Below are 14,928 nucleotides of genomic sequence, written 5' to 3'. Positions count from 1 at the left end.
TACCGTCGTGAGCCTGGTTGCGGCGCGCGGGGCCGTCAGCGCTCGCCCGGCCACCACGTCGACGCAGGATGGGCTGCCGAGATCTTGGTCTCGCGCAGTGCGACTAGCGCACTCCGCTTGTAGGGATGGCCGCGCAGCCGCGAGCAGTCCTGGCAGCGCATGTAGCGCTCGAGTTCATGGATCGGCGTTGTTTTCGGGCGCCGGATGATATCGAGCGCGACGGTCTGGTTGGTATCGCAGCCGAGGCAGCGCACTTCGAGATAGAAGTAACCGGCATTGAGGGCGTCGCCGAGCAGCGGCGAGGGCTGCGCCGGGCCCTTGTAGCCGAGCATGCGCTTGTTCCAGGCCTCGCAGGCGAGACGATCGGCTTGCTTGCGCGCGCGCGTCGCCTGCTCCTGGGCGATACGGATGCCGGCACCGTACAATCTCTCGCGCGATTTGGTGGTCATGGCGCCATGATCGGCGCGGACGTGTGCAGCGGCAAGCCGCTAGGTTTTGGGCTGCAGCATCGTTCGACCTACAAGCCCGTTCACAGGGGAGCGCTCCAATACCGTTGCCGAGCAATGGGCTACCATCGGGGCGCTCCGCGTCCTGGCCGCATCTCGAAATGCAGTCTCAGCGATACTACGTAGAACGCCGCAACCTCCACGGCATGTTGGGCGCTCGTTGTCCTACGTAGCCCGCGCGAGCAGATGTCTCTGCAACGGCGCTTGCCAGCGCGTGAAAGACTACTTTTCATCCTGCGGAAGGATGAGATGACGTCGGCAGGTGCAGCGGAACGCAACTAAGTAGAAAAAGTTCCAAAGTTTTTCGTCGCGCGCAGGAGTTCCTAGTGCTTGTTCCCCCTCGCCGGGAGCGATAGACCTTCGGCTCGGGGTCAATCGTGCGCGCGGGTCAGAGTCTTTCAAAGTTGGTCGTTCGAAGCAGGCCGTGGTCGCCGATCACGTTCCTGCTCACGGCCCTTGCTGTCGCGCTGTCCGCCGGCGGCCGCGTCGGACTCGATCTGCTCGGCGCGACCCTGCCATACGCGACGTTCTATCCAGCGGTGATGCTGGCGGCTCTGCTCGGCGGCGTCCCCTCGGCCATCTTTGCCGCCTGGCTGTCTGCCGCCGTCGTGCTGATCGGATTCACCGATCGTCCCGGCCATGAGGAGGCCGTCAACCTCGTCGGCTTCCTCAGCACATCGGCGCTGATCATTTGGCTCGCGAGCCTGAGCCGCGACGCGTTGCTCGAGCTCAAGCGCAGTGAGCACGCACGCGAGCTGCTGCTCGGCGAACTGAGGCATCGCGTGAACAACCAGCTCGCGGTGTTTCAATCGATCGTGCGGTCCAGCCTGTCGGGCGAGGATCGCAGCAAGGGCGAGGCGATCGCGCTCAGGCTCGACGCGGTCGCGCGCGCCAACACTCTTGCGTGGTCGGACCACCGCCTCATGAGCCTGCGGATGCTGCTCGATGCCGAGCTGCAGCCCTATCGTGCCTCCGGCGCCGTGACGCTCGAGGGAGCGGACGTGCAATTGGGGCCGGACGCGGTGCGCAATCTCGCGCTGGTGTTTCATGAGCTCGCGACCAATGCGGTCAAATACGGCGCGCTGCGCGGCGACGGCGGACGGCTCGAGGTGCAGCTCACGCAGGACGGCAGCCGCAGCGTCGTGACATGGCGCGAGATCAGTCCGCACGCCGTCGCACCACCGCACAACGAGGGATTCGGTACGCGCATGATCCGCGCCAGCCTCGCCGCGATCGGCGGCAGCATCGAGCAGGATTATCGCGACACCGGCCTGCTGTGCCGGATCAGGTTCGAACCGGGTGTGTAACGAGCACTGATGAAGTTCCCTGTCTTCAGGTTCCGCGGGCGCGCGATCATCCTAATCTGAAACGCGCGCCTGCGTTGTCACGTATGTCTTCAATGGATCGACGTGACATGCTGCTGCTGGTGGGAATGCTGATGATTGCGGGCATCGTGACCTGGATGGGCACGGAGTACGTGATCGATCACGTCGTCACGCCCCTGGTCGACGGCGCGCAGACGCCGCTGTCACCGCCGCCGTGACTTGATCACCGGCTGGAAACGCTCCACGATTGACCCGTAGACGATGTGAGCAGGGGAGCGTGCGATGAAATGCTGGGAGATGCAGGGGCCGGGCGGCATCGATGCGCTCGCGCTGGTCGACAAACCGGTGCGAGCGCCTGCGCGCGGCGAGGTGCTGGTGCGGCTGACGGCGGCGAGCCTCAATTATCGCGATCTGCTGACGGTGAAGGGCGGCTACGGCTCGCGGCAGAAATTTCCGCTGGTGCCGCTGTCGGACGGCGCCGGCGTGGTCGAGGCCGTCGGTGACGGCGTCGCGGCGTTCGCGCCGGGCGATCGGGTGATCGGCAGCTTCTTCGAGAGCTGGACCGGCGGCGAGCCGAGCGAGACCAAGATGCGCGCGGCGCTCGGTGGCGCCGTCGACGGCACCCTGACGGAGTACCGGATCTTTCCGGCGCAGGCGCTGGTGCGGACGCCCGCCCATCTCTCCGACATCGAGGCCGCGACCCTGCCTTGCGCCGGCGTGACCGCGTGGAGCGCGGTCGTCAAGCTCGGCGGCATCCGGCCGGGCCAGACCGTGCTGACGCAGGGCACCGGCGGCGTCTCGATGTTCGCGCTGCAGATCGCCAAGCTCGCCGGCGCGCGCGTGATCGCGACCTCGTCGAGCGAGGCGAAGATCGCGCGGCTGAAGGACCTCGGGGCCGATGTCACGCTGAACTACAAGACCACGCCGGACTGGGGCAAGCAGGCGCGCGAGCTGACCCGACAGGGTGTTGATCTCGTGGTCGAGGTCGGCGGCGTCGGCACGCTCAACGAGTCGATCCGCGCCACCCGGATCGGCGGCACCATCGCCTTCATCGGCGTGCTCGCCGGCGCGCCGGCCTCCGAGCTGCGCCTGCCGCTGATGGTGATCCAGCAGCAGCGGCTGCAGGGTGTCACCGTCGGCTCGGTCGACGACCTGCAGGCGCTGGCCAATGCATTGGCGCTGCATCAGGTGAAGCCGGTGGTCGACCGGGTGTTTCCGTTTGCCGAGGCGCGCGAGGCGTTCCACTACATGTCGAGCGGCGCGCATGTCGGCAAGGTCGCGATCGCGCTTCGCTAGGCTGTCTTGCGCGCCGGCAGCGTCATCGCGACCACGCCGATGACGACGCAGCCGAGGCCGATCCAGGCGGTCGGCGCGAGCCGTTCGCCGAGGCCCGCCACGGCGATCGCGACGCCGATCGGCACGCGCAGATAGGATTGCGCCGTCGCGCCGATCGAGCCGAGCGTCTGCACCAGGCGGAAATAGATCACCATCGCGGCTGCGGTCGAGACGGTCGCCAGCGCAAGCAGCGCCAGCACGGAACGCAGCGATGGCGTCAACGTCCAGGGATGATCGACCATCAGCGCCAGCGGTATCAGGATCACCGCGCCCGACAGCAGCGAGCCGGCGGCTGGCAGCATCGGGTCGAGGCCCTTGAAGCTCTTTCCCATGATCGCGGCACCCGCATAGCAGATCGTCGCGGCGACGATTGCAAGCTGCGCCGAGAATTGCTCGCCGAGACCGTGCAGCGCCCCGACGCCGACGATGAGCCCGGTGCCGGCGAGACCGGCGGCGACACCGCCGAGCTTGCGCAAGGTCACCGGCTCGTGGCGCGTGACCAGTGCGGTCAGCATGAAGGTGAAGATCGGCGAGGTCGCATTCAGGATCGTGGCAAGGCCAGCCTCGACGCTGCGCTCGGCCCAGGCAATTAGCGTGAACGGGACGACGCTGTTGAGGCCGGCCTGGATCATGAAGCGGCGCCACGTTGCGCGCTCGCGCGGCCAGGCCAGCCCGCGGCTGCGGATGAGGAGCGCGAGCAGCAGGCCGGCGATCAGCGTGCGCGCGGCAATCAGCGTCAGCGGCGGGATCGTCTCGACGCCGATCCTGATGAACGTATAGGACGCGCCCCACAAGGTGGAGAGCAGGAGGAGTAGGGCGAGGTCTGTCGTAAGGGCGGTCCGGCGCTGCATTCGGGCCTCGCGGGCTAGGAGAAGGATGACTTCTCATAGCCGCAAGGGGACACATGACGTTTCGATACGGGACGAATTGTTGTCTTGGAGCGCGAAGCGCGCAATCGCGGTTCGTGCGCTCGGCCCCTGGATCGCTTCGCTTGCGCTCGCGATGACGGAGTCTGCGGGACGTCCGGTGCCAGCCACACGCGTCATTGCGAGCGCAGCGAAGCAATCCAGAATGGCAACTCGGATACGATTGTTGATTGTGTTCCTGGAGCGCTCCTCGCAATGAGACCATTGCGAGGAGCCGTCCGTCGTGCCGGTCAGTTCGCCGGCATGCTCTTCTCGACCAGCTTCACCCAGTAGGAGGCGCCGGCGCTGAGGATGTTGTCGTTGAAGCGGTAGGCCGGGTGGTGGCACTCGTTGCCGGGGCCCATGCCGAGGAACACGAATGCGCCGGGGCGGGCCTCCAGCATGAAGGCAAAATCCTCGCCGCCCATCAGGGGGATGGCGCGGTCGTTGACGCGCTCATTGCCGGCGACATCACGCGCGACATCGGCGGCGAAGGCCGCCTGCGCCGGATGGTTCATGGTGACCGGATATTTGCGCTCGTAGATCGCCTCCGCCGAGCCGCCATAGGCGCGCGCGGTGGCCTCGCAGACTTCGACGATGCGCTTCTCGACGAGGTCGCGGATCTCCGGGTCGAGCGTGCGCACGGTGCCGAGCATCTCCACGGTCTCGGGGATCACGTTGAAGGTGGTGCCGCCGTGGATGGCGCACACCGAGATCACCGCCGACTTCAAGGGATCGACGTTGCGCGCCACGATCGACTGCAGCGCGTTGACGATCTGCGCGGCGATCAGGATGCTGTCGACCGCCTTGTGCGGGCCGGCGCCGCCATGGCCGCCCTTGCCGGTGACCTTGATGTGGATCGCATCGGCCGAGGCGAGCATCGCGCCGGGTGACACCTGGAAATGGCCTTCCGGCACGCCGGGCATGTTGTGCATGCCGTAGACCTCCTGGATGCCCCAGCGCGTCATCAGGCCGTCGTCGACCATCGCCTTGCCGCCGGCGCCGCCTTCCTCGGCCGGCTGGAAGATCACGATCGCCGTGCCGTCGAAATTGCGCGTCTCGGCGAGGTACTTCGCAGCACCCAGCAGCATCGCGGTATGGCCGTCATGGCCGCAGGCATGCATCAGCCCAGGCGTCTTCGAGGCGTAGGGCACGCCCGAGGTTTCCTCGATCGGCAACGCGTCCATGTCGGCGCGCAGGCCGATGGTCTTGCCCGAGGCCGAGTTGCGGCCACGGATCACGCCGACGACGCCGGTGCGGCCGATGCCGGTCACGACCTCGTCGCAGCCGAAGGCGCGCAGCTTGTCGGCGACGATGCCGGCGGTGCGGTGCACCTCGTACAGCAGTTCGGGATGTTCGTGGAAGTCGTGGCGCCAGGCGGCCATTTCGTCTGACAGTGCGGCGATGCTGTTGAGGATCGGCATGAGGAGGTCGAACTCGCTGAGAGGGGATTGCTCGCTGAGCGGATGAGGGTGCGCCGGCCGGGACCTTGCGCGAAGCCGCGACTATGACCCGTGCCAAAAGGCGAGGCAAGTTGCGGCCGGGAAGGGCGCCATGCAGCGACGGGCGGTCGAAGCGGCAACCCTGCCGGTCGTTCCGCAAAACGGAACGGCGTCACGCCTCGTCCGGCGTTTCCCACGGAGTCGGCGCCTTGGTGAAGGCGCGCCACGCCTCGCACAGCGGACGTTCGAGCTTGACCAGCGCATGCGCCTGCCAGCCGGCAATCGCGGCCGCGGCCATCGCGGCATCGGTCGAGGTGGTGCCGAGACCTTCGATCACGTCAGCGGTCACCGCGATGTCGTTGAACTGCCCGAGCTGCTGCTGCAGGCCCGCCAGCCGGCCGGCGTATTTCTTCGCAGGTTTGGTCGCACCATGCAGCGGCAGCAGGAAGTCGACGCTGTAGCGCAGCTTCTTCAACGCCAAGCGCAGGCGGTGGCGATCCTCCGCCGGCAGCTTCCTGAAGCCACGGCCGCGCTTCAGCGCCTTGCGATGACGCTCGGCCAGGATGTGATCGGCGAAGCCGATCGCGGGGGCGGCGAGGCGCCGCAGCGTCTCCGGCGCCACGTCGTTGCGCCAGCCGCGGGTTTCGATCCAGGCGCCGAGGCCGAGCACGAAGCCGGCGCAGCGCCGGTCAGCCAGGGCCAGACGCAGCCTGCGATAGGCCAGATCGCGCTGCCGTTCGGCCAGCGCGCGCAGCGTGTCGAAGCCGGCTACCGACGGACAGGCCTGCGCGATCTCCGGCAGCGTCTCGGTCAGGAAGACGTCGAGGTCGCGCGCCGCCGAGAGGCTCTGCGCGAGCCAACGGGCGTCGGCGGCCAAGCCGTCGAGCGTGGCCGACGTCTCGACCGGCTGCATCAGATGCAGCGCGGCGCGCAGCCGGCGCAGCGCGACCCGCAGCTGATGCACGCCCTCGGTGTTGCGGCCGTCTTCGGCGGCGGGCATCGCCTGCAGCAGATGATGCAGGCTGCCCTGCAGGATGACGGCAAAGGCTTCGTCGAGCGAGGCGGCCGGATCGAGCCGCGGCTTGCGCGGCTTGTCGGCGCCGGGCGCGCGGCCGGCGGCAAGGTCGAACCCGCGCGCCGACTTGCTGCGGATCGAAGGCCTGATAGGACCATGCTCGGCGAGCCGCAGCGCGATCTCATAGAGCGCGGCCGGACTGCCGCTCTTGAGCTCCAGCTCGATCTCGCTCACGACCTCGCTGCGCTCACCGGCCCGGATGACGCCACCGTCGAAGGCGACCTCGATCGTGCCCGAGGACAGCTCGAGGAGGCGGGCGTGACGATGGACGTCGGCGGCAAACACCGGCTCGAGCTTGTGCGTGTCGAGCTCGCTGCGCAGCTCCTCCGGGAGGAGGGTCATTGCCAGTGCGGGATCGGGCGCCAGCGACGGCACGCTCGCCTCCCACTCGCCGCGCTTGAGCGGATCGTCGGCCGCTTGCGTCTTCACGGTCTGGATGAAGCGGCTGCCGCTCTGGCGCACGCGCAAGGTCAGCCCGTGCTTCCACAGCGTGCGCTTCGGCGTGTCGTAGTAGACCGACTTCAGATGTTTGCGCGTGCCCTTGTTGCGCGCATGGGCCGTGATCACGGCGGCCTCGTTGAAGCTCGCGAGCTGATCCGGCGCGACCAGGAGCTTCAGCTCGATCTCGTGGCCGTCGGTGGACGTCGCGGGGAGGGCCGGCAGCTCCGACGTCGCCATCTCCGGCGGCACGGGCGAGCCGCCGCTGGCCGCTGGCGGCTCCACTCTTTCGACAGCGCGGTCGCTGATCGACGCGCTCGCGCCCTGGTCCGGCATGTTGAGGTCTGTAACGGTTCAATGACGACGGCAGCAGCTTATCGAATGTGGCGCGATAGGACAGCATGGAACCGGGGAGCGCGATCTCTCTCCGTTGGCTGGTTGGCGCCGCGTCCGGCGTCTTTGGCCAGCGCCTTCAAGGCGGTAGAGTGCAGCCGGGCGCGATGGCCGGCTCGCGGGGAATCAAATCAAAATTATGTGTGTGCAGCGGGCGGCGAGCCGGGTTTGGCATGCCATGCCCTACGACCCCTGTCAGATCCAGCCCGTCAGCATGAAGCGTGTCGCAACGAACACCGCGGTGGCGGCGGTCGCGACGCTCGCGGCGGCCAGCAGATTGCGGCTCCGGCGCGCCAGCGCACGCGAGCGCTCGCGCGGGTCGAGGGCGGGATCGAACGAGGTCCGCCGGCTGCGCCGGTGGCGGATCGTCTGCACCCAGAAGGCCAGCGCGACGAGGCCGGCTGCGACCGCAAACACGGTCGATACGCCGGCCGCAAAGCCGAGATCGACGCCGACGCTTTCGAGCATGGCGCGCAGCCGCACAGCGAGGCCGGCCAGCAGCGTGGCCGCGTAGTCCGCAGCCGCTGCGCCGGTGTAGAGCAGCACCGCCGTCCACACGACGGCGGCCATGGCGATCAGCATCGACAGCAGCACGGCAAGGCCGTCGCCGGCCATGAAGCCGATCGAGGCGGCGATCAGCGCCAGCGCCGGCATCACGTTGCCCAGCGGAATGGGAAGGATGATGGTGACGGCCATCAGCAGCAGCGGCAGCGCCAGCAGCATCCGTGCCGTGCGGCCGGTGAGCCAGACCAGCCGGTCCTCGCGCAGGCCGCGCTCGGCATAGCCGGCCCAGTCGAGCCCGGCGCGGATCACCTTGCGCAGCAGCCGCTGCGGCACCGGCCGGCGGCGCAGCGGTTCCGGCAGCCACAGCCGCTCGGCCCCGAACAGGATCTGCAGCGCCACCAGCGCGACCAGGGTGCCGAACACCATGCCGAACGGTCCGGGAAGCGGCAGCAGCGCCGGAATGGTCAGCAGCAGCAGCGTGAGGCCGAGGCCTTCCGATTCCAGCCGGTCGAACAGCTCGCCGACCGACGGCTCGTCCGACCGCACCGTGCGGGCAATGGCGAGCAGCCGCCGGCTGATCGGGCCGTTGTGGCGGCGTGGCCCGGACGAGAGCTCATCATTGGATGCGACATCGTTCATTGCCACGCCGTGACCTTTCACTCGTCCATCGTTCTTACTTCACCTGCTCGACCGCAGGCCGGGTCTTCCACAGCGAATAGGCAATGCCCGCGCCGAGCAGACCGAAGGTGATGCCGAGCGACAGCGCCGGCGGAAACTTCTCCAGCCCGAGCAGGTCGGCCAGGAAGATCTTCGAGCCGATGAAGATCAGCACCGCCGCCAGCGCCAGCTTGAGATACTGGAAGCGGTCGACCATCGCAGCCAGCGCGAAGTACAGCGCGCGCAGACCGAGGATCGCGAAGATGTTCGAGGTGTAGACCACGAACGGGTCGGTCGAGATCGCGAAGATCGCGGGCACCGAGTCGACGGCGAAGATGACGTCGGCGAACTCGATCAGGATCAGCGCCAGGAACAGCGGCGTCATGAACCAGGTCGGCTTGCCGTTCGCATTGGGCTGACGCACGAAGAAGCGCTCTTCGTGCAGGCGGTCGGTGACGTCGAAGCGGCGGCGCATCCAGTTCAGCGCCGGGTTGGCGCCGACGTCGTGCGGCTTGTCCTTGAACACCAGCATCTTGATGCCGGTCGCGACCAGGAACAGCGCGAACACGTAGAGCACCCAGCTGGCCTGCGCGACGATCGCAGCGCCCAGGCCGATCATGATGGCGCGCAGCACGATGACGCCGACGATGCCCCAGAACAGCACGCGATGCTGATAGGCGCGCGGGATCGCGAAATAGCTGAAGATCATGGCGATGACGAACACGTTGTCCATCGCCAGCGCCTTCTCGATCGTGAACGCGGTGAGATAGGCGGTGCCGGCCTCCGAGCCGAGCTGCCACCACACCCAGCCGCCGAAGGCCAGCGCGAGCAGGATGTAGACGGCGCTCATGATGAGGCTCTCGCGCACCGAGATCTCGCGCGTCTTGCGATGGAGGATGCCAAGATCGAAAACGAGAAGGGCGAGCACGATTGCGAGGAAGGCGAGCCACATCCAGACAGGCTTGCCGGCAAACGCGATGAACAGGAAATCCACGGGGATCCTCTTATCAGACCGGTGAAATTGATGTCGTCAGGTCCGACATCGTGAGCACCGGCAGCTTCACCAGAGGGGCCCGGACCAGGGGTATGCCCGATGACGTATGTGCCTCCCGGTCGGTTTTCAAGAGCCGGTCGTCCGCATCGGCGTTCAGCAACATGAACGACGCGGCAGCGCAGGCGGAGGTGCGACAGAGTGTCTGCCGGCGCGGCAGCCGGCTTGCAGGCGCAGGCCTGCGAACTAATTCCAGGGAGCCGGAGATCCGGGCCCCTCTGATAGTCCCCCAGACTATGATGTCGGACTCTTTTTGTAACAGATACCGCTGGCGGTATCGCGCGCGTCGCGCGCTGCTTGGAGTTTGACGAGATGCGGCCACACGCGTCGCTTGTGACTATCAACCTTTGCGGCCCTTGCTCCACACGCCACGAGTCCGACAGGCGAAGAAAAGTTTGCTCGGCCGTGAACCCTGCGGTCAACGAGTGCGATCGTGATGGAACCGGAGTGGCCGCTCGTCATTTGGTATGGAACCTGCGCGGCGACGCGCGCTGGCATTTTGTGTACGGGAGACAGTCGTGACCACGGGGGCTGACCAGATGTCGATCGCGAAGGCGCCGCCGTCGCGACCGAATGTCGCAACACGCCGGCTCCTGGTGATCATCAACCGCGGCAGCCGCTCCGGCGGCGAGGCCGCCGGCGTCGCCGTGTCGCGGCTGGGCGCGGCGGGCTACGACCTCGTGATCTCGGCACCGCACAGTCCGCGCGAGGTGTCGCCGTGGATCGAAGCCCACGCTGACGATGCGGAGGCGGTCATCGTCGCCGGGGGAGACGGCAGCCTGAACGCGGCTGCGCCGGCGCTGGTCAAGACCGGGCTGCCGCTCGGCATCATTCCGGCCGGCACCGCCAACGATCTCGCCCGTACGCTCGGCCTGCCGCCGGACATGGAGGCGGCGGCCGACGTGATTGCGGCCGGCCATCGCCGGCAGATCGATCTGGGCGAGGTCAACGGACATCCGTTCTTCAACGTCGCCAGCCTCGGCCTGAGTGCCGAACTCGCGCGGCAGCTGACCAAGGAAACGAAGCGCAGGTTCGGACGACTGGGCTACGCGATCACGGCATTGAAGGTGCTCACCAACGCGCGGCCGTTCCGGGCGATGATCGTGTCGTCCGACGGCGCGGTGCGCGTGAAGACCTTGCAGATCGCAGTCGGCAATGGCCGCTACTACGGCGGCGGCATGGCCGTCGATCACCGCGCGGAGATCGACGATTCCCATCTCGATCTCTATTCGCTCGAGATCGGCCGGGTCTGGAAGCTGTTGGCGATGGCCTATGACTTTCGCAGGGGCCGGCACGGGCTATGGCAGGAGGTGCGCGCGTCGCGCGACACGTCGTTCGAGATCCGCACCCGCAAGCCGCGCCCGATCAATGCGGACGGCGAGCTCGTCACCTTCACCCCGGCGCGGTTTTCCGTGCTGCCGCGCGCGGTCACCGTGTTCGTGCCCAAGGCCGAAAAGACTGAAGCGAAGACCGAAGGGCAGGCGAGGGCCTGACGCCCCGCCGCTAGATCCGCGCCGCGCGCCACCTCGTTTCCGACTGATCACCCCATCGAGAGACCCATGACCAAGCAGACCCGCTTCAATCTCTGGTACGCTGTTGTCGCGATCTTCGTCGCGATGATGATCCACAATGCGTGGACGAGCTATCGCCAGGTCGCCGTCATCCCCTACAGCCAGTTCCAGGACCTGCTGTCGGCGGGCAAGGTGAAGGAGGTCGGCGTCTCCGAGAACTATCTCGAAGGCAGCCTGAAGGAGCCGCTGCCCGGTGGGCAGACGCGCTTCGCGACGACGCGCGTCGACCAGGAGTTCGCCAAGGAGCTCGCCAAGGCCAACGTCACCTTCACCGGCCGCGTCGAGAGCAACATCCTCGGTGACATCCTTTCGCTGGTGATGCCGATCGCGCTGTTCTTCGGCGTCTGGTTCTGGCTGTCGCGGCGGATGATGGGCGGCGCCGGCGGGCTCGGCGGCGGCCTGATGCAGATCGGCAAGAGCAAGGCCAAGGTCTATGTCGAGGCCAACACCGGCGTGCGCTTCGACGATGTCGCCGGCGTCGACGAGGCCAAGGACGAGTTGCGCGAGATCGTCGCCTTCCTGAGAGATCCGAAATCCTATGGCCGGCTCGGCGGCCGCATGCCGAAGGGCGTGCTGCTGGTCGGCCCGCCCGGCACCGGCAAGACGCTGCTCGCCAAGGCTGTCGCGGGCGAGGCGGGCGTGCCGTTCTTCTCGATCTCCGGCTCCGAGTTCGTCGAGATGTTCGTCGGCGTCGGCGCGGCGCGTGTGCGCGATCTTTTCGAGCAGGCGCGTGCGAAAGCTCCCGCCATCATCTTCATCGACGAGCTCGATGCGCTTGGGCGCGCCCGCGGCATGGGCCCGTTCGCCGGCGGGCACGACGAGAAGGAGCAGACGCTCAACCAGCTGCTGGTCGAGCTCGACGGTTTCGATTCCTCTGTCGGTCTTGTGCTGCTGGCGGCGACCAACCGGCCGGAGATCCTCGATCCCGCGCTGCTGCGCGCCGGCCGCTTCGACCGCCAGGTGCTGGTCGATCGTCCGGACAAGCCGGGCCGCATCCAGATCCTGCGGGTGCATCTGAAGAAGGCCAAGCTCGCAGCCGACGTCGATCCGGAGAAGGTGGCGGCGCTGACGCCCGGCTTTACCGGTGCCGATCTCGCCAACCTTGTCAACGAGGCGACCTTGCTGGCGACGCGGCGCGGCGCCGACGAGGTCTCGCTCGATGATTTCAACAATGCGATCGAGCGCATCGTCGCGGGGCTGGAGAAGCGCAACCGGCTGCTCAATCCCAAGGAGCGCGAGATCGTCGCCTATCACGAGATGGGGCATGCGATCGTCGCGATGAGCCTGCCGGGCACCGATCCCGTGCACAAGGTCTCGATCATTCCGCGCGGCGTCGGCGCGCTCGGCTACACCATCCAGCGCCCGACCGAGGACCGCTTCCTGATGACCCGCGAGGAGCTCGAGAACAAGATGGCGGTGCTGCTCGGCGGCCGCGCCGCGGAGCTCGTGGTCTACGGCCATCTGTCGACCGGAGCGGCGGACGATCTTCGCCGCGTCACCGACATCGCGCGGTCGATGGTGACGCGCTACGGCATGTCGGAGCAATTGGGTTCGGTCGCCTATGAGCGCGACAACCAGTCGTTCCTGGCGCCCGGCGCCTCGCGCAGCGCCGACTATGGCGAGGCCGCGGGCGACGCCATCGACGCCGAGGTCCGCGCCATCGTCACGTCGGCGCTGGAGCGCACCCGCAAGCTCCTGCAGGACAAGCGCGACGTCCTGGAGCGCGCCGCGCGCCGCCTGCTCGTCAAGGAGACGCTGGACGAGAGCGAGCTCGCGGCCCTGCTTAAGCAGGACCAGCGCGCGAGCGATCTGGTGGCGGCCGCGCAGCCGATGTAGCCCGTGACTGCGTAGGGTTGGCAAAGGCGCCGCCGTGCTCCTTCCGCGATCGAGATCGTGATGACGCCGTGCCCACCATTTGAGCACTAGCTCTGCAGCACGACGGTGGGCACGCTGCCGCCTCCGGCGGCTGCTTTGCCCACCCTACGGCAAACTCGCGGACGTCTCCTCCGTCATTGCGAGCGCAGCGAAGCAATCCAGGACCCAGCAAGGACTCTGGATTGCTTCGCTGCGCTCGCAATGACGAGGTGAGAGCATTCTTACGCGAGCCGCGCAGGGATGCGAGACGGTCGCGACATTCCCAGGGCGCGACGGTGTCCTAATTAGTTTCGAACGATTCCATTTTTGCATCGCATCGAAGCGCCATAAAAGAGTTCCATGCATCTCGGAAGCAGAAGAGATCGCAGTTGGGAATTCAGTCATGATCAGAAACACGGCATCGAGCTGGGGTGGCGTCGCGCGCGCTCTGCATTGGGTGATCGGTCCGACCATCCTGGTGATGATCGCCTTCGGCTGGTGGATGAACCACATCCCGGCGCGACCGGATCGCTTCTTCTATCGCTCCATCCATGCAGACATCGGCTATGTCCTGCTGGTGCTGTTGCTCGTACGCATGGCGTGGCGCCTGATCAATCCGACACCGGCGCTGCCGGCAGACACCCCGCGTTGGCTCGCGACCATCGCGCGCGCCAACCAATGGGGGCTCGATCTCGTCACCCTGGTCGTGATCATGCTGGGCTGGGCGCATTCGGGCGCGCACACGCCGGACTATTCCAGCTGGTTCGGGTTCTTCCACGTGCCGCAGTTCACCTCGCCCGACAAGGAAGCGGCGCGCGCCTGGGAGGACCGCCACATCTTCTTTGCCTACGTGCTGCTGGCGCTCGCGGTTCTGCACATCGGCGCAGCCGTCTGGCATCACCGCGTCAAGCGCGACGACGTTGCGCTGCGGATGGTACGCGGCGCAGGCTAGCGTTGGCGCGGGGACAGGGTAGGATGCAGGCCAGGATAGCCTGCGCGAGGACTGCCATGACCCGACGAAGCCGGACCGGATGGATCGCATGCCTGGGGCTCGCCGCCGTCACGCTCGGCGGCGTGGGCGCCGAGGCCGCCGAGCGGACGATGTCCTGGGAGAGCGGCTGCCGTTTCACTGTGCGCTTCGATCCCGCCAAGCAGGACGAGACGCGGCTGCGCAACACTGTGCATCTCCTGTTCGGCCCGTCCGATTTCGACTCCCCTGGCACGCTGCCGGCGTTCGAGCCGAAGGCCGTCGCCGCGCTCGACCCCGACAAGATCGACCGCACCTGCAAGGCCACGCTCGACGCCGCCGCGCGTCTGGAGTTCATCACGCTGCCCGGCATCGACGACTACCGCCGCGCCAGGATGGCGGAACTGAAGGACAGCTGCGATTTCGACCTGGCGCAGACCCGCGGCTTCAAGACGCCCTCGGCGCTGCGCGACTATCAGCCCGCCGCCGCCTGCGCGCGCTTCGTCGACGCCATCGAGGGCAAGACCGACCTGCAGCAGATGTTTCGCCAGACCGTCGACAAAGGCTGCGCCGATAATGCCAGCCCGAAGGCCTGCGTCGCCCGCTACGTGGCCGAATCGCAGAAGCCGGACGGCCAGGAGCGCATGCGCATCTACCTGGTCAATTTCGGCTGGACCAATTGCGCCATCAACTACAATCTCCGCAACACCGGTGAGAAGAAGATGGAGGCGATGCGGAGCGCGCTCGAGACCCAGTTCCGGAAGATGTTCAAGGTCAAGCAGGACAAATGCGAGGAGGCGGACTGAGTCAGCGTGCGCCCCGTCCGCAGCCGCGCTCTCGTTCCGTTCCCGTTCGATGCGGCGCACTCGTGCGCAGATTGCAGCTTGCTTTTCCTGCAATTGGCT

14 protein-coding genes are annotated in these 14,928 nt (G+C 67.2%); 7 read left to right on the top strand and 7 right to left on the bottom strand.

Going from position 1 to position 14,928, the window contains the following annotated elements:
• Positions 1-35 precede the first annotated feature (35 nt).
• A complete protein-coding gene (locus tag ACQR1I_RS12440) occupies positions 36-449 on the bottom strand; it encodes a hypothetical protein (protein WP_434864881.1) in 414 nt (137 codons plus the stop codon).
• A gap of 500 nt (positions 450-949) precedes the next feature.
• Between ACQR1I_RS12440 and ACQR1I_RS12435 the strand changes: the two genes are divergently transcribed.
• The 3 genes from ACQR1I_RS12435 (at position 950) to ACQR1I_RS12425 (ending at position 3,127) form a co-directional block, all read left to right on the top strand.
• On the top strand, positions 950-1,813 hold the full coding sequence (locus ACQR1I_RS12435) for an HWE histidine kinase domain-containing protein (RefSeq protein ID WP_434865131.1): 864 nt from the start codon (positions 950-952) through the stop codon (positions 1,811-1,813).
• 107 nt (positions 1,814-1,920) lie between these two features.
• Positions 1,921-2,049, top strand: coding sequence for a hypothetical protein (locus ACQR1I_RS12430; protein ID WP_434864880.1), 129 nt, complete (start codon positions 1,921-1,923; stop codon positions 2,047-2,049).
• A 64-nt stretch (positions 2,050-2,113) separates the two neighbouring features.
• Positions 2,114-3,127, top strand: a complete 1,014-nt coding sequence (locus tag ACQR1I_RS12425; protein ID WP_434864879.1) for a zinc-dependent alcohol dehydrogenase family protein — start codon at positions 2,114-2,116, stop codon at positions 3,125-3,127.
• Here the strand turns inward: ACQR1I_RS12425 and ACQR1I_RS12420 are convergent.
• From ACQR1I_RS12420 to ACQR1I_RS12395, 6 genes are all read right to left on the bottom strand, one after another.
• Positions 3,124-4,017, bottom strand: a complete 894-nt coding sequence (locus ACQR1I_RS12420; protein WP_434864878.1) for a DMT family transporter — start codon at positions 4,015-4,017, stop codon at positions 3,124-3,126. The genes ACQR1I_RS12425 and ACQR1I_RS12420 overlap by 4 nt on opposite strands.
• A 305-nt stretch (positions 4,018-4,322) precedes the next feature.
• Positions 4,323-5,495, bottom strand: a complete 1,173-nt coding sequence (locus ACQR1I_RS12415; protein ID WP_434864877.1) for a M20 aminoacylase family protein — start codon at positions 5,493-5,495, stop codon at positions 4,323-4,325.
• A gap of 190 nt (positions 5,496-5,685) precedes the next feature.
• Entirely contained in the window at positions 5,686-7,362 is a 1,677-nt protein-coding gene (locus ACQR1I_RS12410; RefSeq protein WP_434864876.1) for a CHAD domain-containing protein, read from the bottom strand.
• Between the two features lie 252 nt (positions 7,363-7,614).
• Positions 7,615-8,568: an exopolysaccharide biosynthesis protein gene (locus ACQR1I_RS12405; protein ID WP_434864875.1), complete on the bottom strand. Its 954-nt coding sequence runs from the start codon at positions 8,566-8,568 to the stop codon at positions 7,615-7,617.
• Positions 8,569-8,596: 28 nt separating this feature from the next.
• On the bottom strand, positions 8,597-9,574 hold the full coding sequence (locus ACQR1I_RS12400; RefSeq protein WP_434864874.1) for a TerC family protein: 978 nt from the start codon (positions 9,572-9,574) through the stop codon (positions 8,597-8,599).
• 13 nt (positions 9,575-9,587) lie between these two features.
• Positions 9,588-9,737 carry a hypothetical protein gene (locus ACQR1I_RS12395; protein ID WP_434888731.1) on the bottom strand — a complete coding sequence of 50 codons (150 nt, stop codon included), beginning with the start codon at positions 9,735-9,737 and terminating at the stop codon, positions 9,588-9,590.
• Between the two features lie 412 nt (positions 9,738-10,149).
• Here ACQR1I_RS12395 and ACQR1I_RS12390 point away from each other — a divergent pair, with 412 nt between their 5' ends.
• From ACQR1I_RS12390 to ACQR1I_RS12375, 4 genes are all read left to right on the top strand, one after another.
• Positions 10,150-11,124, top strand: coding sequence for a lipid kinase (locus ACQR1I_RS12390; protein ID WP_434864873.1), 975 nt, complete (start codon positions 10,150-10,152; stop codon positions 11,122-11,124).
• Between the two features lie 66 nt (positions 11,125-11,190).
• Positions 11,191-13,038, top strand: a complete 1,848-nt coding sequence (gene ftsH / locus ACQR1I_RS12385; protein WP_434864872.1) for an ATP-dependent zinc metalloprotease FtsH — start codon at positions 11,191-11,193, stop codon at positions 13,036-13,038.
• A 421-nt stretch (positions 13,039-13,459) separates the two neighbouring features.
• A complete protein-coding gene (locus ACQR1I_RS12380) occupies positions 13,460-14,008 on the top strand; it encodes a cytochrome b (RefSeq protein WP_434864871.1) in 549 nt (182 codons plus the stop codon).
• Between the two features lie 56 nt (positions 14,009-14,064).
• Complete coding sequence (locus ACQR1I_RS12375; RefSeq protein WP_434864870.1) at positions 14,065-14,829, top strand: hypothetical protein; 765 nt, start codon at positions 14,065-14,067, stop codon at positions 14,827-14,829.
• Positions 14,830-14,928 lie beyond the last annotated feature (99 nt).

The organism is Bradyrhizobium sp. HKCCYLS2038, assembly GCF_051167655.1.
Classification (GTDB): Bacteria; Pseudomonadota; Alphaproteobacteria; order Rhizobiales; family Xanthobacteraceae; genus Bradyrhizobium.
This window is presented reverse-complemented; position numbering and strand designations above follow the sequence as displayed.

Excerpts from the sequence above, each read along its gene's own strand:
- ACQR1I_RS12420 (WP_434864878.1), bottom strand. The coding sequence starts at position 4,017 with ATGCAGCGCCGGACCGCCCTTACGACAGACCTCGCCCTACTCCTCCTG.
- ACQR1I_RS12415 (WP_434864877.1), bottom strand. The coding sequence starts at position 5,495 with ATGCCGATCCTCAACAGCATCGCCGCACTGTCAGACGAAATGGCCGCC.
- ACQR1I_RS12380 (WP_434864871.1), top strand. The coding sequence starts at position 13,460 with ATGATCAGAAACACGGCATCGAGCTGGGGTGGCGTCGCGCGCGCTCTG.
- ftsH (WP_434864872.1), top strand. The coding sequence starts at position 11,191 with ATGACCAAGCAGACCCGCTTCAATCTCTGGTACGCTGTTGTCGCGATC.
- ACQR1I_RS12425 (WP_434864879.1), top strand. The coding sequence starts at position 2,114 with ATGAAATGCTGGGAGATGCAGGGGCCGGGCGGCATCGATGCGCTCGCG.
- ACQR1I_RS12430 (WP_434864880.1), top strand. The coding sequence starts at position 1,921 with ATGCTGCTGCTGGTGGGAATGCTGATGATTGCGGGCATCGTGACCTGG.
- ACQR1I_RS12395 (WP_434888731.1), bottom strand. The coding sequence starts at position 9,737 with ATGTTGCTGAACGCCGATGCGGACGACCGGCTCTTGAAAACCGACCGG.
- ACQR1I_RS12440 (WP_434864881.1), bottom strand. The coding sequence starts at position 449 with ATGACCACCAAATCGCGCGAGAGATTGTACGGTGCCGGCATCCGTATC.
- ACQR1I_RS12375 (WP_434864870.1), top strand. The coding sequence starts at position 14,065 with ATGACCCGACGAAGCCGGACCGGATGGATCGCATGCCTGGGGCTCGCC.
- ACQR1I_RS12410 (WP_434864876.1), bottom strand. The coding sequence starts at position 7,362 with ATGCCGGACCAGGGCGCGAGCGCGTCGATCAGCGACCGCGCTGTCGAA.